The organism is Pseudomonadota bacterium (genome assembly GCA_039033415.1).
GTDB lineage: Bacteria > Pseudomonadota > Gammaproteobacteria > Xanthomonadales > SZUA-38 > JANQOZ01.
Genome location: JBCCCR010000004.1, coordinates 102,628 through 125,965, shown reverse-complemented (window position 1 = coordinate 125,965; position 23,338 = coordinate 102,628). Strand labels below are relative to the sequence as shown.

The window sequence follows — 23,338 nt, the reverse complement described above, 5'->3', positions numbered from 1 at the left end:
CCTATTAAAACGATGCTGTATCGGAAAGCGCACACACTCGCCAGAGTCCAGAAGAACTTGGTTAGGATCTTGCGACCTGGCAATTATTTAGACCGACGGCGGCGTAGCTGCCGACATCGACGGGGGCTTGCAATAGGACGGCTTTGGCGTCCGTCTAACGCTCAGTTGCGTCTAGCGGGTCCAGGCCTTGCGCTGGGTCAAGCGCGTCGTTGGGAAACACCGGCAGGTCGAAGCTCGCTTTGAGATTAGGGCCCGCGACGTTTGCTTCCGCCTCCAGGCACCATTCAACGCGTCGCGCGGGGTCGGTCACGTCGCGCGGGGGTTGGTCTGCGGGCAGTAGAAAATCCACTGGCGCCAAGCGGAACCCGGCCGGACCCGGCTGCAGCAACACAACGAGCTCCTTCTCCCAGATAACATCAATTCGGGTCTTTTTTTCTTTGCGCCCGACAATACGAATCTTCAAGCAGCTCAATCGCAGCGTCACCTCTTCAGTGGGAAATGCGCTGCTGATCTTCACTTGCCCTAAGAGCCGTTCACCCAGGCGCGCCGGAAGGTCCCTCATCACGAATGCGGTTCCGCCATAGCGCCGCCAGCGCAACACCTCCAGGATGGCCCAGACCGCCAGCGCCGCCCCCCCGACAGGGAAAACCAGCGCTACCAGGGCGCCCCGGTTTCCGGCCGCAAGCTCTGCGGGTAGCATCACCCAGACAAAGCTGGTGGCCGCGTTCCAAAGCACGGCAAAACCCACCGAAACCCACAGCAGGGGATTGCGGCCGCTCGGAAGTTCCCCGCGCTCCCAGTCTGGTTCCCAGCGCCAGGGCTCTCCAGGATATAGTGCAGCGAGCTTTCGCGTTTGCCGGTCCCGACGAATGCTAATTGATGCGGTTCCAACGAAAAAAATGCCGGTGCCGCCAAAGACGATGCAAACGGAACCCAGCAATACGATCGCCCCCCAGCGCAGCGCCCGTACAACGACGGCCTCGTCGGGATCATCTGGATTGACGAATACTTTGAGGGCCTCCGCCTGATTGAGCAGCGGCTGCAGCTTTTTGTACTGTTCCTGGTGGTAATCGCCGACGTTGTCGTGGCCCCGGGCAAAGTCGATTTGCTCGCTTTCAAACGCCTCTCCGGCGAAGCGATAGCGATAGCGGCCCCTGAGCTTGTAAAGCTCGCTGCCGCGGGAGTTGGAAGTGTCGATGGAGATGTCGAGCAGGGTGCCGCTCGTTGGCACCCATTTTTGGACTTGCCAAGCCTGCAGCAGTTCGCGGCTAGCCAGGATGCCGGTCAGAATTCCCAGGAGCAGGAAGACGCTGCCAAAGATGGAGAGGCAGCCTGTTGCCGTTTTGCTTGGCGCATTCGATTTGCCTTCATCCATGGCGGGCGTCTACTGCTTCCTTCGTGCCACTCTTAACTGTCCCGAAACAGCGAATCGGTCTCATCGACATAAACTGGCCAGAAGCCCCCCGTAAGCGTGAAGCCGCCCCCAGGCAGGTCCAGTGACTCAGTGCTATTCGAGTGACCAATGGTGCCGGATAACTGCCAGCGTTGATTGGCCGACTCCGATCGAATCACGCCGCCACCGTCGATCGTATAGAAGTCCAGCGTTACGCTCTGCGTCACCGCAACCGGAGGCACTAAGCCTTGCGACAGTATGGCAGCATTGACTAGTCGATTCGCTAGTTGCACTGGTTTTTCAACCTTCTTATCCGGGGTGCTCATGTTTAGGGCTGACTCGCTTCGGCAATACGGGGCATGCGTAGTTTTCCAGTCTCCCGATCTCATTCCTAAATCAAAGAATTACTAACGATACTTCTGCGCTGCCCGTTGTGTAACTACGGAAATGGCGACTAATGCAAGTTCGACACACAAGAGAAAGCTCCACGTAACCCATGCGCGGGTGCTCGGGCTTTGGAACATTTCACCGTCTGGTCCTGCCATGATCCCGATGACTAGAGGTGCGGGAATCAGTAGCAGAACGCAAACGAGAATTCGCATACCTGACCCAAAACCTGCGGTCCAGACAAATTGCCCTCCTTGGTGCTGCCAGCGGCGTACGTCCCGAATGCTTGCTAGCCAGAGGCCGACGGCGTCGACGATGACCGCCAGCAGCAGGCCGGTGCGCCAAAGCTCTTGAACTCCGGCGACCCAGGCTGCCGGCGCCTGGGCGGGGGCAAAACCGCCTTCAGCTGGAAAGCAGGCCACGGCCAAGCTAATAAGGCCAATTAGCAGCGTGATAATAATCGTGCTCGAGAGATTGTCCGAACCAAAGTCGGGGCAATCGACGAGAGTCCGACTCAGGATGATGGCAGTCCACAAGGACAGCAGAATTTCTGCGGCAAGAGGTACCAACAGAAACGCAGCGGAAACCTCGTGCACCACGATAGCCCGTGCCATAAGGCCGAAGGCCAGGACGAGCGTGATCAATCGGATTAACGCGTTGCCTTGGTCTGTCTGTTGCGTAACCTGCAACGCGCTGACGAAATTCTTCTTGAAGAGCGCAGCATCTACTTTCGAAGGCTTCTGGTTCACGACAACTCTAGCGGACAACCCAATGTGCTTAGTCTAATCAAAACACAAAGGTTGATTGCTACCCACGCCACAGGAGCCAGGCTCTACTGGTACGATTTCTAAGAGCATCGGGGCAGAATGGTCACAGCGAAGCAAAACCCAGGGCAGGTATTGCATCGCCGCATTCTTTGTAGTCAGGCCAACTAGTGTTGCAATGCGAGGCTTGACCTTGACGTCTCCACTCTTGCATCTCGGGCGAGTCTTGCCATGGCGCTGAGACAGGCGCTGGTCGTCGTGAACAATCAGCGCAGGCACCTGGACATCCTGCGCTGGTCGCTTATGGCGTCTCACCCAAAGTCAGTGCGGCGCGACTGACGGCGGCGGCGATTTCTGACAGGCCATCATCCAGGCCAGAGATATAGCCCGCGTAGTCATCAGTCGGCAGAGGATTGACGATTGAAAAGCGCTCAATATGTCGCACCGTCCGTCCGTCGCCCGAGCTGAGCACAAACTGGCCGCCAAGCTCCGCGTTACCCCTTGGTACATGCCGGATAAACCGATCAAATCGCACCTCAACTTGCAGGCCTGGGTTAAATCCTCGCGGAAAGGGCTCAACGAGGACAACCGCGGACAGGCGTCGGGAGATGCCTGCGGCCAGGTGTCGAGCGACCGCGTCTGCCGGCGACTCAGCCCAGCGATTGTTCTCGTCCTGCACAATGACGGCGCCGGCGAGCAGGCTGGCAATCTTCTCGCTGTTCGCGTACTCCGGGAGCGATACCATCTGTAAGCCAATTCGGTTGTATTCGGGCTGGCCAGCGGTGATGGAGCCGGCGGCGGGCAGGTCGAGCAGAAATCGATTTGGCGCCCCGCAGGCGCCAAGCCCTAATGAGAGAAACACAACAAGCCATTTGGCGGCCAGGTTCTTGGAATAGTTCACAGACGTTCCTCCAGTTGCTGCGCTAGTTCGGCCACCTTTCTCGCTGCTGAACTTAGTTCGCTTAGCGTCAGCTCCAGCTCTACGTAGAACGGCGAGCTGGGCGCCAGCCCGCCGAGCGTCTCATCCGCCTGACCCGACAGGGCGTTCAGGCTGCTAACCAGCGCCGGGAGATCGACGCTTGCGGCGTCAAGGTTGCCAGCTGCGGAGGACAAGGCGTTGAGTACCGCAGAGAGCTCCGCCGGCAGCCGGCGCGCGTCGTCACCTGCAACCAGAGCATCAACATCGGTAAGAAGCTTGGTCGCCGATTGGATCATCTCATCGAGCGGCAGCTCGCTTAAGTTTCGCACTAGCGTCTGGACGTTGTTGGTTAGAGCCCGGCTGCTGGAGGCAATGGACGGAAACTGCGGGTAGGGCCTGGCCTCGAGGTCAATCCCCACCTTAGGTAGGTCTGGTTTGAGGACCATGTCCAGGCGTTTGGCCCCCGTTAGCAGGTTGGCTGACGCCAGCTGCACCCGAATGCCGGATTCGACCCAGAAATTGATACCGGTCTGCAATTCCTCCAGTGACAAGTCCTCAAAGCCAACCCTCGTTGGCTGGAGCTGAAATATGGCGTAGATTCGGTCCGGCGAATCGGGGCCCAACGTCGGCTCATATATCACGTCGATAACATTGCCCAGCTTGATCCCGTCGTACATGACGGGCGCCCCGGGCCGCAGGCCGTCTACCGATTCATTCAGCACCGCAATAAACCGGTGCTGTTCGGCGTGCACCGGGTCGAAATAAAGGCTCTCGTTGGCGTCTCGCCGATGACGGAAAATGGGGAAGGTCTCTCCGTCCGCCTCAATGCGAGACGCCATGTCTCCGCCGATCGACTCAAACGCCACGCCGCCCGAAAGCAATGCGTCGACGGATTCCAATTGGACATTAAATCCATCTGCGTCGGCGAGAATATCCACGCCGGAGACGTTCCAGAAACGTGTGTTCTGATTGATGTAGCGGTCGAAGGGGGCTTCGACAAAACCATCAAAGGTGATCAATCGGCCATCCTCTCGCAGCTCCCGTTTTTCGATCTGTCCAACGCGAAGCTGACGGTAGTAGATCGGCGCGCCGACGTGGATTGAACCCGCATAAGGCGTCGTCAACCTGACGTGCAGCCCTGGGGTTCCTGGCTCAGTCTGGGGTGGGTCGCTGAGCCCAATAAATTTCAGCTGCTTGTTTTCAGGTCTGGCGGTCCAATCCACTTCGATATAGGCGCCGGAAAGGATGGTGCTCAGGCCAGACACGCTGCCTCCATCAAACCGGGCGCGAACCACCCAGAATCGTGTCGTCTCGCCAAGAAAACGCTCAACGCTTCGGTCCATACGCGCATACACCAGCACCGATGCCAGGTCCTCGGCCAACTCAACTCTCTCAACAATACCGACCACAACGCCTAGGTGTTTAATCTCAGTCTTTTGAGCCTGCAGTCCGGCGCTATTAGTTAGGTGGATTTCGACCAGCGGGCCTTTCTCGCTGTGCGACTGCCATGCGACGGCAAGCGCGAGCACCGCAGCTAGTACTGGTACCAACCAGACCACGGACCAGCGCGAAGCGCCAGCTTTGCTGATCTCCGGTGCCTTGATGGGCTCATTCATGCGTACGTTCCTGATTGTATTCGTTTGAAGAGTCCCAGATCAGACGTGGATCCAGGGCCATGGCGGACAGCATGGTGAGCCCGACAGACAAAGCAAATGCCACGACTCCGGCGCCGGGTTTGATGGTCATAACTGATCCCAGCTGAATCAGGGCGGCGAGTGCGGCCACGACAAACACGTCGATCATCGACCAGCGGCCCACAAGCTCGATCGCCTTATGGGCCAGATGCCGGCGGTGGTCGTCCTTGATGGAACCGCGCTGAATGGAGTGAGCCAGCGATGCGATCACGATGAATTTTGACACCGGAACCAGAATGCTGGCGCCAAACACCACCGCTGCAACCACGTAGCTGCCGTGGTGCACAAGCGCAATCACGCCACCGATGATGGTCGAGTCGGAGCCGGTCCCCAGCGATTCGGTGCGCATAATCGGCAGTAGGTTTCCGGGGAGGTATGCAATCACGCCGGCCAGCAAATAGGCCCAGACGCGTTGTAGACTGTCGGGCATACGGCTGTTTACCTGCGCGCCGCAGACGGCGCAGGTGCTGCCGGGTTGGTCCGTAATTTCGCGGCAGACCCGACAGACCGCCCAGCCCCGCTGCAGCGCCGTTGTCTTCAAGAGCGCCGTTCCCGACGAATTATGGACCAGGCCGTATCGCGACACAGCACGTTAGTGTTGTAGCTCATGATTAGAAGCAGCACCGCCAGCGCCCAGAACGCCGGTCCAACGCTGATTGTCGCGAGCTTACCAATTTTGACCAGCGACACGACCACGCCCAGCATGAAAATCTCCACCATCGCCCAGGGTTCGATCTGCTGAGCCAGGCGAAATCCAACAGCCCAGCCCGTTTTAAGCGGGCGCCCGCTGCGAAGCTGCGCAAATACGCCAATTAGGAGCACGTTGCGCACAAAGGGCAAAATCAGGATCAGCATACCGGCGGCCAGAGACATGCTTGCCATGCCGTTGATCCAAAGAACGCTAATCGCGTCTACGACCGAGATCTGATTGGCCAATCCAGAACGCTCCATCGAAAGAAACGGAAAAGAGACCGCGGAGATCAAGAGGATCAAGGAGCCGACCAGGGATGCCAACGTGCGGTCAATGCTGTTGGTTTTTCGGGTCAGCAAGACAGAATGGCAGCGGCCGCAGCGAGCAACGTCGCCTTCCTTAAGCTCGGGCAGGAGCCACAGCGTGTCGCAGTGTTCGCAGGCGACGAAACGCTGGTTGATTTGCGCGCGTGTGAGGGCATCCTCATGGGAGCTCGATGCGGCGTTAGCCGCCAGCGGTGGTTCCATATTTCTCTCTCTTGAACGGCAGACCCGCGCGGAATGCGGCCATCTTGTCGGATTCAAGGCTGACGCCCTGCGTTAGCGTGCGAAAAGGTCCGGGGTCCCCGCGATACGACTGTAAGCTGCGTCGGCGGCGCCTGAGGAGCCAGACTTCTTTGGACAAACGTTTCTCGACGGTGTTTGGCCTCGGGTAGACAGTCATAGGCCGATGTTACCCTCGGTTTTTGCTATTCGTCACGCTCTTTGATGAACCAACTGAAATGCGCATTACGTGTGCATTTTCTAGAGAAGGCCCAAACGCTGTTCTGTGCTATCCTGAACGGTTGGCGCAACCGCGGACTTACAGGCGCTTAATCTCATGTTTGCCGTCATGAGATTCTAGAGTTCCTTCGGGTCATAGCGTTTTAGGACCTTTTATATAGACTGGATTGTCGATAAGCGTCTTGAAGCCGCAACGGACTCGCTGGCCGCGTGAGCTTAAGAGCGGAACGTATGCGCTCTTGCAGCGGTCTATGTCGAAATAACCCATGTCAACTTGCTTAGCCTCGCGGAGAATCCCTGTGATATTGCATCAACGACTTCCAGCAATAACCTTGGTGGGTTGACAAGCCGGGGCATTGGCTCAGCTATCGCCCTGCGCCACGACTTAGGAGGAGCGTCATTCATGAATCGGCACGTCACAGCCTCACTCTGTCTGCCTTTCGTTCTCGTATCAGCGTTGTTCCAAACTGCGGCTGCCGAAATGGATCCCGCCGCCTCGGGTGACGTGTTTGTGCAGCTGTTTGAATGGCGCTGGGACGACGTCGCCAAGGAGTGTGAGCGGGTGCTGGGGCCGGCGGGCATCCGTGCGGTGCAGGTTTCACCGCCCAATGAGCATATCGATCATCATGCCTTGCCCTCGCCGTACCAGGACGCTTGGTGGGCGCGCTATCAGCCCGTCAGCTACCGGCTGGACAGCCGCTCGGGGAGCGAGAAGGCGTTTCGTGAGATGGTCGAGCGATGCGCGAAAAGCGGCGTCGAGGTGTACGCGGACGCCGTGCTCAACCACATGGCCAACAACGGCCAAACCGGCGTTGCCGGCTCAACTTTCGACCGCAAGGCGCGCCGCTATGAGGACTACGCTGATGCCCAGTTCCATGAGTTCTGCGTCATCGACGGGGAAGACTACTGGCTGAGGGACGAGCCATCCGACGCGGTCGCAAAGGAAAGGGCCAGGCGCGTGCGTGACTGTCAGCTTGGCGAGCTGCCGGACCTCGCCACAGAACGCGAAGACGTCCGTGCAACGCTGCGGGCTTATCTCAACAAACTGCTGGCGACCGGGGTGAAGGGCTTGCGCGTCGACGCGGCCAAGCACATGCAGTCCGCGGACATCGCCGCGATTGTTGCGGACCTGGATCAGTCGGCCTACCTCTTTCAGGAAGTGATCGACACGCGAGGGCAGTCGGTCAACGTGGAAGAGTATCTCCCCAACGGCGCCATCACAGAATTTCTCTACAGCCTGCGCATCGGCGAGGCTTTTGCGCAGGAAAAGCTTTCTGCTTTGCAGAGTTTGACTCAAGCAGGCGGTCTGCTGCCCTCGTCAGCGGCGGTGGTGTTTGTTGATAACCACGACAACCAGCGTGGTCACGGCATGGCCGCGAGCACCACGCATCGCGACGGCGCCCGCTACCAGCTCGCCACCACGTTTATGCTGGCCTGGCCCTACGGTTATCCGCGACTGATGTCGAGCTATGAATGGGGTGGTGTGGACGACCACCGTGGTCCACCGGCTGACGACTCAGGGGCTACGCTGCCCATCTATCGTGCCGACGGGTCGTCGGACTGCGGCGCAGGCCGCTGGATCTGCGAACACCGCTCAGCTGAGACGCTGCGCATGGTCGATTTCAGGCGCCGCGCGCACGCCGTGGATGCAACAACGGTCGCGAATTGGTGGGACAACGGCAGCACGGCGGTTGCCTTCTCGCTCCGCAGCCCGGAAGCCGCGTTTGCGCAGGTTGTGATCAACAGCTCGAAGCAGGCGCTGGAGGCGCAGGTGTCGACCTCACTCCCGGATGGGGGCTACTGTGCGCTGGGCGATGTTGAGACGCCCTGCAAAAAACACGAGGTGAGGGACGGGGAGCTAGCGATCAGCCTGGCGCCGGAAAGCTCGCTGCTGCTGGAGCGATCTAGGGCGACGCCCTAAACAAGCCGGTCTGCGGTTTTCCTGCCGAGGTTCCGCCTCGTCCCCTGGCATCTTGGCGGGCACGAAAACCGATAGCTCAGACAATAAAAAGGGGCCCTCGCAGCACGAGGGCCCCCAATCCCTCTCGGGACGTTAGTACGCGTAGCTCAGGCCAACAAACATCTGACGGCCGAAGAAGGCGTTGCTGCTGACTTGCTCGGGCTGACTGAAGTAGGTCACAACCGGTTCGTCGGTCAGGTTGTTCACCTGGAACAGGAGCGTGAGCCCCGCCAGGTTGCCGCCCTCGTAGAAATCGTAGGACGCCTGGAAGTCGAACACGGACTCTTCGTCGTTGATCGGCAGCTGCTCGCCAATGCCGCGCTGACGAGAAATGAACTCGTCTCGATACCGGTAGCCAAGACGGGTTTCGAATCCGCCGTTTTGGTAGAACACCGTGGCGTTGAAGACGTTTTCCGACAGGCCGGGCAGCGTGATGTTGCCACCGCGGCCGCTCTGCGTGTCGGGCAGCGCAATCGAGCTCTCCGTGTACGAGTAGTTGGCCGTGACACCCAGGCCGTTGAACGGCTCGGGCAGCAGCTCGTCAAACGATTGGGTAAAGGCGAACTCGATCCCGCGGACAAAGCCACCGTCACCGTTGGCGGGTGAGGTGAACTCACCGATCGGGTTCAGGGTGACGCCGGGATTCAGGTTGACGTTATTCGGATCGATGAAGCCCTGCGCCACGAAATCCTGCTCCAGGGTCTGCGAGATGATGAACGTCTTCAGATCCTTGTAGAACACGGCTACGGTGTAGATGCCACCATCGTCGGTGTAGTACTCAAACGAGAGATCAACCTGGTTGGCCTCAAACGGGTCGAGATTGGTGTTGCCGCCGTTGCCGTTGACGATACCGGTGTTGGCGTCGACGTTGACCGAGTTGCCGGCGCGCAGGTCATCCAGATCTGGGCGCGCAATCACCTTGGACAGACCCAGGCGGAGCTGGTGGTTATCCGTCAGCTGAAACGCGGCGTTGAACGACGGCAGAATGTCGTCGTAGTCATAGTCGATGCTGATCGGTACCGGCGAGCCGTTGAGGATGGTGTTCGAGTCTGAGCTCTGCTCCGTGTCGATCGCACGGATACCGAAGTTACCTCGAACCGGGATGCCGAAAAGCTCGACGTCGTAGTTCGCCTGCGCGTAGGCGGCCGTCGTGTCTTCCTCCACCAGGAACGACTCGGTGATCAGGAAGTCCAGGTTGCCACCAGCGATAGCCGCCGCACGACCGGCCAGCTGGCTGGGCGTGAGCCCCGGAAACAGACCGGTTACGGCGTCAAAGTCGATGGCAAGATAGTTCGGGTAGCCGCTGAAGTCACCGTTGAACTGCTCAACCGAATAGAAGCTCGGGTCGACAAACACCGGCGAAAAGCCCGGGATGTCGTTAACAAACGGGTTGGGGTTCGCTTCCGGTGAATCAGCGTTGTTGCGCGCGAACTGGTAGAAACCCGCCTCGTTGCCAACTGCAAAGCCGGTACGCTCCTGCGAGGTCTCGCGGCTGGAACGTCTCACGCCCACTTCGACCGAGGTGATGCCCGAAACCCGTTCGAAGTCATATTTGACGTCGAAGGCAGCGGCATCAAGCGTGTCGTCGTTTTGGGTGGGAAATGACTGATACACGCCCACGTAGGGCTGTGAGGGGTCGTCACCGAAGTTGTTGCCCAGCGTAAATGTCTGAGGCACGTCCAAACCGTTCAACAGGAAGTCGAACTGCACGTCGCTGTTCAGCTGGAATCCGTTGTTGACCTGATGGATGACCACACGCGTGTCCGGCTGGAACGCGTCGGAATCAGAATAGGAAAGGTCGCCGGAGAACGTCCAGGGGCCGCGGTACCACTTGGCGCCAAGGCCGAGATTGAGAATCTCGTTGTCGAAATCCCGCGTCTGCGTATCGCTGCTCGGGGTGATGGCAAAACCACCGCAGCAGGCGCCGGTAGAGAACGGATTATTCGGATCGGTGATCGGCGAGCCCGCGTCGCGGGTGTAGGTGCCGCCGATGATCACGTCGTTCGACACCCGCGCGTTGGTCAGCGTGGTGCCGCCGCCGATGGACTGCGGGCCGATCACGGTGACGCCGCGGGCAAAGCCCGTTGAGTCGAACTGCGAGTAGTACGAATCAAAGGTCAGCTCGAAATCGTCGTTGGGCTGCCACTGAAAGGACGCAATATAGGCGTCGCGTGTGTCTTCACCGCCAAGCTCCTCGGCACCATAGCGGAATGGAACGAAGTCGTTAACGCCGTTGCCGTCAAAGTCGGAACCGGTCTGGGTGAAAGTGTCGGTGCCGAAGCGCGAAGCCACGTTCGCCTGCTGCAGCCTGGCGTAGCCCAGCACAACGCCGAAGGTCTCGTCGGCGAAAAGGCCGCGGTAGGTGAAGCTCCCGCGGTAGCCGTAATCGTCGGAGTCCACCGAGTCGCCGGCGAGGTCGTTGTAGGACGCGCGCAGGTTGAGATTCAGATTGTGCTGCTTATCCAGCGACTGCGACAGCGGGCGCGCCAGCTTCAAAGCCACCGTACCCCCGAGGCCTCCCTCAATCAGCTTAGCCTCGCTGCCTTTGTAAACGTCGACGCCGGAAATCAGCTCCGATGGATACTGGGAGAAGTCGATTGCCCGGCCGCCGCTGGTGGCAACCTGCTCACGACCATTCAGCGTTGAGAGCACGAGGCCCTGGTCGAGGCCGCGGATGTTGATCGCGCCAGCCTGACCTCCGGTCCGCTGCGCCGTGACGCCCGGCAGGCGTGCAATTGAATCGGCGACGGAGATATCCGGCAGTCGGCCGATGTCTTCAGCCGATATTGATTCGATAATCGTTCCCGCATCGCGCTTGTTGTCGATGGCGTTTTCCAGGCTGCGGCGGAACCCGGTGACCACAAGTTCTTCCAGGACTGCCTGATCATCATCACCCTGGTCATCCGCGGTTTGCGCAAACGCGGGCACGCCGGCGAAAGTGGCGGCGGCAACCGCTGAAGCGATAAGGTTGCGTCGCAGGCCTGGAAGCCCGGGCGCCGTGATTTTGTTTTGGGCGGCTGCTGTTTGAAGCCGGCTGCGGGAGCGATTCATGTGCACCTCGTTATTTGGACTGACGGTTCCCTATTCCAGATTCCAGGAATGTGCTTCAAACAGCAATGGCCTGCATACGTATTCACTATTGAGCAGGTCCGCCGGAGCGCCCTAAGATCGACGGATTCGCGAATTTACCGGCCAAAATTTTGACAATAGACGAGAATCGATCCGCTTTCCGGCCACCACGGTCTTGGGACCCACTGTCAAACCTCTGGCCCGATTTTTCGTTGAGCCGGGTGCGATTCGCTTCGCTTGCAGGGGTCGGTGAAACGCGTCTTTTGTCCCCTGAGCCCCGGGTGTCCTGTCATGCTTGAGATGCAGCGCAAAAGCACGTCGCCCTTTCTGGCGCTGCTCAGTCTCCCCGCAACGGCCATGGGCTTTGCTCTGTCGGTCCAGATCTCGGCGCTGAGCTGGATTCTCACAACGCAGTACGGGCTGGACATTCATGATGTTGGTTTGGTGTGGGCTGCCGGCCCGCTGGCGGGCATCATCGGCCAGGTCATCATCGGCATCGTCAGCGACAACACCTGGCTCTGGGGTGGACGGCGCCGTCCCTATATTCTCATCGGCGGTGTGCTGGCCGCCCTCATGCTGCTTGCATTGCCCAACATCGACGTGATTGCGGACGGTCTGGGCGTTGAAGGCATTTTGGGCATTGCGATTCTGATTGCCCTTGCCCTGGACCTCTCGATCAACGTTAGCTTCAACCCTACCCGATCGATCATCGCTGACGTCACCACCAGTGGTCCGAACCGCACGCGCGGGTATACCTGGATGCAGACCATTTCAGGTAGTTTTGGTGTGCTCGCTTATGGCATCGGCGCGGTCTGGGACAACTACACGCTCATCTACTTCGGCGTGTTCTTGGTGCTGCTGTTCTCTGTGCTTCCACCGCTGTTCGTGGAAGAGCCCCGCGAGCTCAAGGAGAGCCACGAGGCTAAAGACCAGCAGCCGGTGAATCTTGGCGCTGTGCTGATGAACATTCGACCCCTTTGGGGGTTTTTGGTCTATGGCGCTTATGCGCTCACGATGAGGCTGCTGCATATTGAGGTGGAGCACTACTGGATCGAGGGGATATGCGCCGTCGCCACGTTAGTGCTCGTCGTCCAGACACTCTTTAGCCGCAAATCCACGGACGGTCAGGGCGGTGGCAGCCTCGAGGGATTCCGGCGCGTGCTGGCAGCCCATGCGTTCAGCTGGCTCGGCGTTCAGACCATGTTTGTCTACATGTTTGCCTACGTCCAGCAGACGTTGCCCGACCTGAACGACGTGGATATGGGCCGGGTTGTATCCATCAGTTTTCTGATTCTCAACGCCGTCGCCGCCGTGCTGCCGGCGTTTGTTCTGGAGCCGTTGACCCGTCGGCTAGGGCGGGTCAAAACGCACGTACTGTGTCTGCTGATCATGACGATCGGCTATGGGGCCATTCTCCTGGCGGGCAGTTCGCTAACGATGCTGTACGCCTGCATGGCGCTTCTGGGAGTCGGCTGGGCCGCGATTGTCAGCCTGCCGTTTGCCATTATGTCCAACAAGGTGGACCCGGCCCGCATGGGGCTGTTTATGGGCCTGTTCAATCTGGCGGTTGTTCTTCCGCAGCTGACCGCGAGCCTCGGGGTTGGCGTGGCGGTAAGTCGCGCGGAGGACAAAGGCTTGATCTTCGTGATCTGCTGCGTGTCGTTGCTGCTTTCCACCATCGTCTGGATGCGGGTCGAAGAAGACAAAGGTGCAGAATCGGAGCTGGTACCGAGCTCGGGTCACTAGGCCGAGTTTCCTTCGGCGATCGTCAGCACGTGATGGTCGGAGTCGATGGCAGGCCGCCACTTGTCTGGCCGTGAGCGGTCTTTGTTCAGGGTGTCACTCGATCGGTTTATGGCGTCCAGGCCAGTCGGGCAGGCTCGGATGCTCGTCTGGGTGCACAGGAATCAGTTCTGGGCCAGTGAGGTGATCACTCTCATGGGCCGCCACCATGTTGGTGCTGACCACACCAGGAAACAGGTTCTCACTGTTGCCCGCAAAGTTGTTGGGGTTAAAGAGCATGACCCGGTGCCAGTAGAGGCGGTAATTCAGTGCCTGGACACCTTCGATCAGTGCCTTTGATCGTTCGACACGATCGTTCTCCAGGTATAGCAACGGATGGAATTGGTGAATGAGGCCTGCCGCACCGTTGACCACCGATAGCTCCATGCCCTCAACATCCGCTTTGATCAGGCGCAGGGAAGGCGGGTCCAGATATCGGTCCAACGCCTCCGCCCGGGTCGCGCGGCCCAGGCCATCCGTCTGGAGTGATACTCCCCCGACATTCTGCTCAGACCGGTCATAGAACAGCGGGCGCACCGACAGTGTCTGCTCGTGCTCCGCCAGTGCCAGCGGATGCATATGAATCTGGCGAAGCCCATTTATGGCCGCGTTGGCGCCAAGCAGGCTGGCCGTCTCAAGCTGAGGCTCGAAGGCATGCACCTGCCCCTCAGGCCCTACCGCACGAGCGAAAGCCAGGGCGTGAGATCCGACGTTGGCACCCGCGTCAACCACGACGTCACCCGGTCGACAGGCGCTTCCCATAAGGGTCATTTCTCCTTCGCACCACTCCCCGTAATGGCCCAGCGAGCGGCCGATGTAACGATCGAATCGCCAGTGCAGCATCAGGCCGTAACGGGCCTGAACCAGCCCGCAGGTATCAGATGTGCCGTCGAGAAAATTGGTGATCGTCATCGTTTGCCCCACTTGAATCGGCATCAGCTTAGCCGATTCGGCGAGGCCGGCACCCTGACTTTTTGGGGCTTGAAGATATTCGTTAAGGAACAAAATTTTGTTCGTTTTTCCGTCCGCTGGCATTTAATAGGTAGAGGGCCCAACCCAACCGCACGAAAAAGGAAGCAGGATGCCCACCAAAGTTCCCGGCAATAGAGTCCAGCTAACGCTTGCCATCCGTCGTGCGATAGCCGCTGCGATGGCCAGCGGTGCTGCCGCCACGGCCATAGCTCAGGACTACACTCGCTTTGCCGGGCTGGACGGCGTGGACAAAGGTGCCCAGTCGGGAACCGAGCTGGTGGTTAACAGCAGCGCCGGCGACTTCGACGGCGAATGCGGCGTTGCGGTGGACGAATGTTCTCTGGCGGACGCTTTGGTGGTTGCCAATCAGCAATCGCCGCAGCCCGTGTCTATCACGTTTGACCCGGCGGTGATGACCGGCGCCACCATCATGCTCACGACCACGCTGCCGACCGTGACCAACAACATCACGGTGACCGGGCTGGCCGGCTTGAAGGTTCAACGAGATCCCGCGTTGGGCTGCAGCTTCAACAACGAGCTGGACGCCGGTGAATTCCGTCTGCTGACCGTTTCCCGCGGTAGTCTGGATCTTGCTGACGTTACGCTTGCGGGTGGCTGCGCCGACAGCATCGATGGTGGCGCCCTTGCCGCCGGCGTGCCGGTGACGCTCAGAAGAGTCACGCTGCAGGGCAACTCTGCCTCCAGCGGCGGTGGTGTGGCCGCCAGTGACGCGCCGCTGACCCTAGTGGACAGCACCGTAACGGGCAACTATGCCGAGGACAACGGCGGCGGGGTCTACGGGAATGGCGGTGATGTCTCCCTGATCCAGTCGACCATTTCCGGCAACACCGCGGAGAATGGTGGCGGTGGTCTCTTTCTCTTCGGTTCTTCCGCCGGCGATCATCGCCTGATCGATTCCACGATTGCCTACAACTTTGGTCTGGAAGGCGCTGCATTGGCCTTGAACGGTGCCGACCTGGTCGCCGAGCGATCGCTGTTGGCTGGTAGCGAATCCCAGTTGCTGTGCCAGATCAGCGGTGGCCAGGTTAATGCGACGAACGTGTTGGCCTCGGACGCCACCTGTCAGTCGAACACGATGGATCTCGAACAACTGAGGCTGGAGCCGCTACAACAACTCGGCGTCGCCACGCCCTTACACCCTCTTGGGGAAGGCTCCGCGGCCATCGACGCTGCCGGGACCGGTTGTTCCGGGTTAGATCAGCGAGGTCAGCCGCGCGGGTTCGACGGCGACGGCGATGGTGAAGGCCAGTGTGACGTAGGCGCTTTCGAGGTTCAGGAGCGACCTCAGCAGAGCCAGAACCTAGTGGTGAACAGTGCGGAGGGAACCTTCGACGGCATCTGTGGCGACACCGAGGGTGGCTGCACACTCCCCGATGCGGTGGCGGCAGCCAACCGAACGCCTGGCTTATCGGAGATTCAGTTCGATCTTCAGGCCAACACCATCACCCTCGAAAACAGTCCCTTCGACACTCTGGCGAACGGTCTGAGTGCCCTACCGCCAGTCATTCAGCCGCTGGCGATTGAGGGTGGGGAGGGCGTCACAATCGGTCTGTCATCGAGCGGCTTGTGTCGAAGATTCCTCTACGCCAACGGCTTTGATCTTCGCCTAAGCAATCTCTCGCTTTCCGGCGGCTGTGCCACAGGCCAAGCCGGCGGAGCGCTGTGGGTGAATGACGCTGCCCTGGTGTCGAATACCGTTACGCTCACCGCGAACACCGCGGATCTTGGCGGGGGAATCTACGCCAGTGCCGCCACTGTCTCGACGGTGAACTCCTCGCTGTCGGCCAATACGGCTGTTCGCGGCGGCGGTCTATTGATGCTCGGGTCCACCTTGGTCGCCAATACATTCTCGCTGCTCGGCAACACCGCGTTCGAACAGGGCGGCGGGCTGGCGGTGACCGACACCGAGGTAACGCTCAACGGATCAACCATCACCGGGAACACCGCGTCCGACGGCGCAGGTTTTTATGGTGATGTCACCCAAACCTGCTGCCCGGCTAGCGCACAGGTCACCATCGACCAGAGCATCATTACCGGCAACACCTCATCAAACCGTGGCGGCGGCGTCATGCTGGCTGGCATCCCGAGCCCCACGGTGAAGTCGAGTGTCACCGGTAGCCGCTCGCCAAAGGGTAGCGGCAGTGAGCGGCCGGTCACCATCCAGCTCACCAATAGCTCTATCAATGACAACGGCGCGCAGACGGGCGGCGGGCTCTGGATACAAGAGGCTACGGTGCTCGCCAACACTTTCGACCTGACGGGAAACACGGTTTCCAACCTGGGTGGCGGCGTTTACGGCTCGGCAATGACCCTGGACCTGTCCAACTCCACCATCTCGGGCAATACCGCCAGCTTTGGTGGCGGTATCTATGGTCGCGCTCAGACCTGCTGTCCAGCTAACGCAAATGTTCGGTTGAGCCAGAGCACCATCAGCGGCAACAGTGCGCTGGAAGCCGGCGGTGGGGCGATGATCTATGGCAACACCTTTGACATCTCCAACTCGTCCATCGTGTCCAACACGGCCCAGCGCGCGGGCGGCATATTGAGTGCCGGCGACAGCCGCCTGGCCGTGACCGATAGCGCCATCGCAAGCAACAGCGCGGGTGAAGCGGGCGGCCTGATGATCAGCGACAAGAGCGCCTTAGCAGCCAGCAACAACACCTTCAGCGGCAACACCGCCAGCAGCGGCGCCGCAGCCCTGTTGGTCAGCGATGCGGTCGAGGGTACCGAGGTCAATATCTCCGGCAACGTCTTTTCGCTTGGCGGTGGCGTGCAGCAAAAGGGTGGCTCGCCGGTCGGCCTTTGTGATCTTGCGAATACGGCCGCTGCAGCAACCAACTTCGCGACGGATGGCAGCTGCGGCGAGGCGACCGTTGTGACGGAGGAAGCGCTAAGTCTGGCCAGCGACGGCAACGGCGTCTTCGCCATTCCTGGACCTGGATCGGTGCTGGTTGACGCCGTGTCGGACTGTACTGGTTTCGATCAACGGGGCTTGCCTCGAGGGGTGGATGCTGACGGTGTGCCGGGCAACGACTGCGATATCGGTGCCGTTGAAGTCCAGAACACACCCGTCATGGCCACCGCCGATGAGGGTGCGACCAGTCAGAATCAGGCCACCGTTGGGGACGTAACCGGAAACGACGTCGACCCGGCAGATGAGGATAGCGGCACGCTGAACGTCACCGCCGTGGCCGGAAGCGAGGCCGCGGTCGGTGTTGCGCAGCCCGCCTCCGGCGGCGGGACGGTCACCATCTTTGGCAATGGACAGTGGACCTTCGATCCCGGGGCCGACTTTGTAGCTCTGGACCAGGGCGGTTCGGGCAGCGCCACGGTCAGCCACACCGTGAGCGATGGCTATGCGGAGGATATGACGGAGCTGGTCATTGAGGTGATGGGCCTGAACGACCCACCGGTGGCGAACGCCACGTCCGCCAGCACCGACCAGAATACCTCGGTAGAGGCACCGTTCTCCGCAACGGACCCGGACCTCAACGAGCCGCTGACGTTCTCCGTGTTGAGCGCTCCCGCCTCGGGCGCGGTGACCGAGGTCAACAATGATCTGGGGACATTCACCTTCGACCCGCTCACGGCGTTTCGCGACCTGGACGATGGCGAATCGCAAGAGGCAAGCTTCAGCTTCGGTGTCGCAGACGAAGCCAGCAGCGACACCAACGTGGTTACCGTCACCGTCAGCGGTGTGAACGATCCACCGGTCGCGGAAAACGATCGCTATTTTGTTGTGCAGGGTGAAACGCTCAATGTGAGCGTTACGGAGGGACTTCTGGCCAACGACGTTGATGTGGACGTTGAGCCTCTCAGCGTGACCACCGTCGGGAGCTTTAGCGCCGGCGGAGCCGGAGGTGATCTGACCCTGGCGGCGGACGGAAGTCTTCAGTTTGACGCTCCCTCGCAGACCGGGGTCTCCACGCTGACGTATATGGTGTCGGACGGCGATCTCTCGACCTCGGCGGAGGTGCTCATCGACGTGGTGACAGCCAATTCCGCGGACCTTCGCATTGAGAAAAGTGACGGCGAGACCGTGGTGGAAAACGGGCAGCTTGTGACCTACACCATCACCGTGGCGAACGACGGGCCCGCGGACGTAACCGGAGCGCAGGTGGAAGACCTTTTGCCGTCGTCGCTGGTCGCGGCCAGCTGGACCTGTACCGCCTTTGGCTCAAGCCAGTGCACCGCCAGCGGCGACGGTGATATCCAGGAAGCGGTGGATATCGGTGCCGGTGACCGCGTGGAGTTTGAGCTCACCGCGATGGTGGCTGCGTCGCCCGACGCCTTTACTGTCACTAACGTTGCCTCCGTGACCGCGCCGCCGGGCACCCCGGAGATCAACAGCGAGAACAATGACGCCACCGACAGCAATCAGACCGGGCTGGTTTTCCGCAGCGGTTTCGAAACCCTGCCGGTATTGAAACGATTCGAGAGCCGAGGGGCGTTGTTGGGCAGGAAGGAAATTACTGGGCTGCTGAGCGCGGGCCAGGAGCCACAGCTCGTGTTGCGTGCACCCAGCGCTCCCGGTGTACCCTTGCGCCTAGTACTGGTGTTTGCCAGGTGGAATGAGGGTGAGCTCGAGCTACGGGTTGACCGGTTCGGGAATGCCATTTGGCAGCGCGGTGGCTGGACTCGATGGGGCCCGGAAAATCTAAACGTGAAGATCGATTGGTAAGCAGAAAACCAAGCTGACCCCCGAGAGCTTTCGGGGGAGACCGCTCCAGGAGCTCATCGATGCTGCCGCAGACCTGGCCCGGCAGGGTGGAGCGCAGCTGCAGCAGTCCGCGGAGCTTCTCCGCACGGCCGTCGAACATCCGGTCGAACCTTACGCGCTGGGCATCCTTAGACAGCAGCTTTGGACGGTAGAGCAGCAGCTTGGCCTGCACAGGGCCTATTATTCTCAGGCTGGCCAGGACCGCTTCGCGTATGAGCGGTTCTTCTCCGACACAGCGTCCGGCACCTTTGTCGAGATTGGCGCCTACGATGGTGTCAGCGGGAGCAACACCTGCTTTTTCGAAATATTTCTAGGGTGGCCGGGGGTATTGGTTGAACCGGTGCCCAGGCTTGCGCAGGCGTGCCGGCAAAATCGCAGCACAACCGTTATTGAGGCCGCGGTCAGCAGTCGCGAAGGATACGCCGATTTCCTGGACGTGACTGACGGTTTTCTGCAAATGTGCGGGCTGCTGGAACACTACGCTGAGGACATGCTGGCGACCGTCCGCCAAAACGTCGGACACGATGAGCAGACTATCCGTGTGCCCGTCATGACGCTGAACCAGATCCTGGCTGAGAACGATTTGAAACACGTGCAGTTTTGTTCGATCGACACCGAAGGCGCGGAGCGCGAGGTTTTGAGCGCGATAGACTTCGATCGATTTCGCATCGACGTGCTGGCGGTGGAGAATTCGGGGATGAAGGCGGAAACGGGTGTCCGCGACCTGCTGGAGGCAGCCGGCTATGAGCTGGAAGCCGTGATCGGCGTCGATGAAATCTACCGGCGGCTGCGTTGAGCAGCGCCGCTAGCCAGACCAAACCCGGGCCCGATGGTGCTGGGTTTGGCCCCCCAAAGCGAGCCAGTTCGTTCGTCAGAGCCGGTCCGTATCTCGAATGAAGCCAGCCAGGTCGCGCCGGAACTTCTCCAGCGACGGCTCGTGCAGGTACATCATGTGGCCGGCCTCGTAGTACTCCATCCGAATGCGGTCGCGAGCTTCTTCCGGGATGTCGAGGTGCTTGATATCGAACCGGGTGGCGCCGATCGGCGTCGCCATATCGTAGTAACCTTGCTGCACCAGCAGATGCAGCCCCGGGTTGGTGCTCAGCGCCATGGAGAGATCCGGGCGCAGGTCCGCCCACGGCATGGCCCAGCCTGACGAGGGAGGCGTGTGCGACCAGTCCCAACTTGAGCCGACTTCCCCAAAGGCGGACACCTGATAGGTCTCGTCCTGCCCGAACTCGAGCTCGTTGTGCAGGTAATCGAGAAACGCCGCCGTGTAGGCGGGGCCAACGGACGGGAAGAACGGGTCATAGTTCATCGCCTCGGCGAGTGGATTAACGGCCGGGCCGAGGAAGCGGCTGTCGACACGGCCAGTCACGATGCGTTTATCACGCTGCAGTTCCTGCAAGAACTGCTGATGGCTAACGCGTAGGTCGGCCTTCAACCAATAGTCTGCAGAGACGCTCGTGTAGGCAGCCAGGCGCTCGGCTACGGCCGCCTTCTCTGCCGGGGAAATCGTGTAACCCTTCAGGAGTGCTGCGGTGTATTCCGACAGCGCAAACTCGTCGACTTCCTGGACAAAAGCTTCAAGATTCTCCGGCCGATCGTCGAGCAGGTTGTGATACCAGGCGGTGGCCGCAAAGGTCGATAGATAAAGCGCGTGCGGCAGGTCGATGTTCGCTCCATCGAAGCCTGAACCCATGCTCAGGAAGGGTGAAACCACGACCACCCCGTTGAAGTGCATGCCGTGATTGTTCTGCAGATGGTGCACCAGGCCAGCGCTTCGGATGCCGCCATAGCTTTCGCCGAGGATGTACTTCGGCGAGGCCCAGCGGCCATGCTCAGAAATGTACTGTTTCATGAAGGCGCCGACGGACTCAATGTCGGCGTCGACACCCCAAAAGAGTTCCTTGGGATCTGCCTCACCTAGCGGCTTACTGAAACCGGTACCGACCGGATCCACCATCACCAGGTCAGTAACGTCGATGACGCTGTAAGCATTGTCGACGCGCTGGGCCGGCGGGGGCGGTGCAAAACCTGCATCATTCACAACGGCGCGCTGCGGCCCCAAGACGCCCATGTGCAACCATACCGATGAGGAGCCCGGGCCACCGTTGAAGGCGAACATAATGGGCCGCCGTGCTGGGTCGCTGAAACCGGTACGCGTATAGGCCGTATAGCCGAAGCGGGCGATGGGTTTGCCCTTTCTGTCGCGCAGGATCAGCCAGCCGACGGAGGCGTCGTACTCGATGTTGTTGCCTTCGATGCGGATCGAGTGTCGCGTGGTTTTAACGCGGGGCTCGGCATCCATCGCGACTGGCTCTTCAGCGTTCTTTTCCGCAGCAATCGCAGGGTTTCCTGTGAGGCAAAGCGCCAGCAACATAAAAAATAGAATTCGCATCGGCGGCTCCAGAGTGAAAGGGCAGGGGACAGTGTACCGTTTGTGGCGCGGTCGGAGTCACAGGCGGCTGTGCCGATTGGCTAACGTGACACCAATGCGGGATTGATCGGCGATCCGGCCTTCCCGGCGCCTGCGTCAGACGCCGCGCGCTGGAGGTTTTGACGTTATCGCAACGGATCCATAGCTAGGTTCCGAAGCCTCGGTGCTACACTCTCGCCCCGAGCCAAAAGGGGGTTTCGTTCGTGTCCGTAAGAGTAAGAAGGCCCGTGTGCGCTGTCGCTCGGCTGTCCGTTGTCCTGATCTCTATCGTCATGATGGGAGCGTGCCGCCATGCCGACGTGCCCAATGCAGATTCGCTTCGATTCATTTCGGCGGAGGAGGCTGCAGCGTTGCCGGACTTGGAGCGTGCCGGCTTCGACATCGACGACACGCTCCTGTTCTCGACGCCGGCTTTTGACGTTGGCCAGGCCAGTCCGCACGCCTACGACACCGAACCCTTCTGGACGCTTGTTAACGGGAGCGACCGGGGAAACAGCCAGGTAAAGTCCTCAACGCGTTCGATTGTTGCGCGCTACCAGCAGCGAGGGATCGAGATCTACGCCATCACCGCTCGGTCAGGATTTGGTGGCGATGGGCTGCGAGCCTTCCTCAGCGAAGAGCTGGGTATACCGATGAGTCATGTGTTCTTTGAGCCGGACGGAAAGGCCGAGCGAATCCGCAGTCTGGGCCTGGACGTTTACTTCGGCGATTCCGACTCCGATATCGAGGACGCCATGGAAGCGGGCGTGCAGGCTGTTCGCGTCCAGCGCTCGCCCGAGTCTTCCTACCGAAACAAGGATGGCAGCCTGCGTAAGTATCAGCCCGGTCGCTACGGCGAGGTTGTGGTTGCCGACAGCGAGAACTAAGCGCGCTGACTCATGGCTGAGCGGGATGCTGGACCCCTGGCGGAAGCTCTGCCAAGAAAGCCAACCCAACCAGCAATCAGCGCTTTAATGAAAAGGCTGAAGTGGTTGGCGTCGACAGTAAGGACGCTACGCGACTGGAACAACCAGCTCCATCAAACCTTCAATCAGCTCGTCGCGGGTCAAATGATCCGTTTCCGCAGCAAACACCGGATGGTCTATCAGCAGCGCGGCGCCGAATGGCACTGAATTGTTGAATAGGGCCAGCAGCTTCGGGTCGGCGTCCGGAAATCGGCCTTCACCCTGCGCAGCGATCGATGCATCGCGCACGGTCAGCTGGAATGCGCGCATGCTGTCCAGGAGTCTCGTGTCGGCGCTGCGTTTCACATCCGGGTGATTGAGCGCCGTAAATAGCGCGCGCTCGTCCAACGCCCAGCGAAGAAAACCGCGGCCCATGGCGTTGAGTTTGGCAATGGCCGAGCCTTCGCAGGCTTCTGACGCAGCAATCGACGCATCGCGCGCCTGCTCATAGGCCTCGGTCGCCAGCGCCGCCAGCAGCTCGGCCTTGCTTTTGAAATGGCGATTGGGCGCGCTGTGCGAAACCCCTAGATCGCGAGCGATGCTGCGCAGCGATAACGCCTCGACGCCCTCGTCATCAATAATCTCGGCCGCCCGTTCGATGACGGCGCGCCTGAGATCCCCGTGGTGATATGTCTCTTTCTGCGGTGGTTTGGCCATTAGGGCAGTAAAACAAAAAATGTAGACAATGACTACTTTGTGAGCTAATGTAGTCAATGTCTACATCAGGATCGCAGCATGGACAACAGAACAATCCTCGCGTTCGTGATCTAGGACCAAAGGGTTCTCCAAACCTAGAACCC

General features: G+C 60.0%; 16 protein-coding genes. 5 read left to right on the top strand and 11 right to left on the bottom strand.

Annotated features, from left to right (window positions below):
- Positions 1 to 154: 154 nt before the first annotated feature.
- The 7 genes from AAF358_04490 to AAF358_04460 all read right to left on the bottom strand — a co-directional run bounded on the left by AAF358_04490 (position 155) and on the right by AAF358_04460 (position 6,375).
- Entirely contained in the window at positions 155 to 1,375 is a 1,221-nt protein-coding gene (locus AAF358_04490; GenBank protein MEM7704786.1) for a DUF3592 domain-containing protein, read from the bottom strand.
- Between the two features lie 32 nt (positions 1,376 to 1,407).
- The gene (locus AAF358_04485) at positions 1,408 to 1,635 is read right to left on the bottom strand and encodes a hypothetical protein (protein MEM7704785.1); all 228 of its coding nucleotides are present in this window, start codon (positions 1,633 to 1,635) and stop codon (positions 1,408 to 1,410) included.
- 165 nt (positions 1,636 to 1,800) lie between these two features.
- A complete protein-coding gene (locus AAF358_04480) occupies positions 1,801 to 2,529 on the bottom strand; it encodes a hypothetical protein (GenBank protein ID MEM7704784.1) in 729 nt (242 codons plus the stop codon).
- 316 nt (positions 2,530 to 2,845) lie between these two features.
- Positions 2,846 to 3,445, bottom strand: a complete 600-nt coding sequence (locus AAF358_04475; protein MEM7704783.1) for a PqiC family protein — start codon at positions 3,443 to 3,445, stop codon at positions 2,846 to 2,848.
- The gene (locus AAF358_04470; protein ID MEM7704782.1) at positions 3,442 to 5,079 is read right to left on the bottom strand and encodes an MlaD family protein; all 1,638 of its coding nucleotides are present in this window, start codon (positions 5,077 to 5,079) and stop codon (positions 3,442 to 3,444) included. The genes AAF358_04475 and AAF358_04470 overlap by 4 nt, the downstream gene beginning before the upstream one ends.
- Positions 5,072 to 5,698: a paraquat-inducible protein A gene (locus AAF358_04465; GenBank protein MEM7704781.1), complete on the bottom strand. Its 627-nt coding sequence runs from the start codon at positions 5,696 to 5,698 to the stop codon at positions 5,072 to 5,074. Before AAF358_04465 ends, AAF358_04470 begins: the two co-directional genes overlap by 8 nt.
- Entirely contained in the window at positions 5,695 to 6,375 is a 681-nt protein-coding gene (locus AAF358_04460) for a paraquat-inducible protein A (GenBank protein ID MEM7704780.1), read from the bottom strand. The genes AAF358_04465 and AAF358_04460 overlap by 4 nt, the downstream gene beginning before the upstream one ends.
- Before the next feature lie 658 nt (positions 6,376 to 7,033).
- Between AAF358_04460 and AAF358_04455 the strand changes: the two genes are divergently transcribed.
- The gene (locus tag AAF358_04455) at positions 7,034 to 8,551 is read left to right on the top strand and encodes an alpha-amylase family protein (protein ID MEM7704779.1); all 1,518 of its coding nucleotides are present in this window, start codon (positions 7,034 to 7,036) and stop codon (positions 8,549 to 8,551) included.
- A 132-nt stretch (positions 8,552 to 8,683) separates the two neighbouring features.
- Here the strand turns inward: AAF358_04455 and AAF358_04450 are convergent, their stop codons facing one another.
- Entirely contained in the window at positions 8,684 to 11,641 is a 2,958-nt protein-coding gene (locus AAF358_04450; protein ID MEM7704778.1) for a TonB-dependent receptor, read from the bottom strand.
- Positions 11,642 to 11,950: 309 nt separating this feature from the next.
- Here AAF358_04450 and AAF358_04445 point away from each other — a divergent pair, with 309 nt between their 5' ends.
- Positions 11,951 to 13,405 carry an MFS transporter gene (locus AAF358_04445; protein ID MEM7704777.1) on the top strand — a complete coding sequence of 485 codons (1,455 nt, stop codon included), beginning with the start codon at positions 11,951 to 11,953 and terminating at the stop codon, positions 13,403 to 13,405.
- Between the two features lie 93 nt (positions 13,406 to 13,498).
- Here AAF358_04445 and AAF358_04440 read toward each other — a convergent pair whose 3' ends face one another.
- Positions 13,499 to 14,377, bottom strand: a complete 879-nt coding sequence (locus tag AAF358_04440) for an FkbM family methyltransferase (GenBank protein ID MEM7704776.1) — start codon at positions 14,375 to 14,377, stop codon at positions 13,499 to 13,501.
- Between the two features lie 145 nt (positions 14,378 to 14,522).
- On the opposite strand from AAF358_04440, the gene AAF358_04435 reads away from it, so the two are divergent.
- Both AAF358_04435 and AAF358_04430 read left to right on the top strand, forming a co-directional pair.
- Positions 14,523 to 19,115, top strand: a complete 4,593-nt coding sequence (locus AAF358_04435) for an Ig-like domain-containing protein (protein ID MEM7704775.1) — start codon at positions 14,523 to 14,525, stop codon at positions 19,113 to 19,115.
- Positions 19,108 to 19,950, top strand: a complete 843-nt coding sequence (locus AAF358_04430) for an FkbM family methyltransferase (GenBank protein MEM7704774.1) — start codon at positions 19,108 to 19,110, stop codon at positions 19,948 to 19,950. Before AAF358_04435 ends, AAF358_04430 begins: the two co-directional genes overlap by 8 nt.
- 75 nt (positions 19,951 to 20,025) lie before the next feature.
- On the opposite strand, the gene AAF358_04425 is transcribed toward AAF358_04430, so the two are convergent.
- Entirely contained in the window at positions 20,026 to 21,555 is a 1,530-nt protein-coding gene (locus AAF358_04425) for a carboxypeptidase (GenBank protein ID MEM7704773.1), read from the bottom strand.
- A 266-nt stretch (positions 21,556 to 21,821) separates the two neighbouring features.
- Between AAF358_04425 and AAF358_04420 the strand changes: the two genes are divergently transcribed.
- Entirely contained in the window at positions 21,822 to 22,460 is a 639-nt protein-coding gene (locus AAF358_04420) for a hypothetical protein (protein MEM7704772.1), read from the top strand.
- A gap of 126 nt (positions 22,461 to 22,586) precedes the next feature.
- On the opposite strand, the gene AAF358_04415 is transcribed toward AAF358_04420, so the two are convergent.
- Positions 22,587 to 23,195: a TetR/AcrR family transcriptional regulator gene (locus AAF358_04415; GenBank protein ID MEM7704771.1), complete on the bottom strand. Its 609-nt coding sequence runs from the start codon at positions 23,193 to 23,195 to the stop codon at positions 22,587 to 22,589.
- Positions 23,196 to 23,338 lie beyond the last annotated feature (143 nt).

Bases quoted from the DNA above. Each gene is read 5' to 3' on its own strand.
- AAF358_04490 (MEM7704786.1), bottom strand. From the start codon at position 1,375: ATGGATGAAGGCAAATCGAATGCGCCAAGCAAAACGGCAACAGGCTGC.
- AAF358_04470 (MEM7704782.1), bottom strand. From the start codon at position 5,079: ATGAATGAGCCCATCAAGGCACCGGAGATCAGCAAAGCTGGCGCTTCG.
- AAF358_04460 (MEM7704780.1), bottom strand. From the start codon at position 6,375: ATGGAACCACCGCTGGCGGCTAACGCCGCATCGAGCTCCCATGAGGAT.
- AAF358_04455 (MEM7704779.1), top strand. From the start codon at position 7,034: ATGAATCGGCACGTCACAGCCTCACTCTGTCTGCCTTTCGTTCTCGTA.
- AAF358_04450 (MEM7704778.1), bottom strand. From the start codon at position 11,641: ATGAATCGCTCCCGCAGCCGGCTTCAAACAGCAGCCGCCCAAAACAAA.
- AAF358_04445 (MEM7704777.1), top strand. From the start codon at position 11,951: ATGCTTGAGATGCAGCGCAAAAGCACGTCGCCCTTTCTGGCGCTGCTC.
- AAF358_04440 (MEM7704776.1), bottom strand. From the start codon at position 14,377: ATGCCGATTCAAGTGGGGCAAACGATGACGATCACCAATTTTCTCGAC.
- AAF358_04435 (MEM7704775.1), top strand. From the start codon at position 14,523: ATGCCCACCAAAGTTCCCGGCAATAGAGTCCAGCTAACGCTTGCCATC.
- AAF358_04425 (MEM7704773.1), bottom strand. From the start codon at position 21,555: ATGCGAATTCTATTTTTTATGTTGCTGGCGCTTTGCCTCACAGGAAAC.
- AAF358_04415 (MEM7704771.1), bottom strand. From the start codon at position 23,195: ATGGCCAAACCACCGCAGAAAGAGACATATCACCACGGGGATCTCAGG.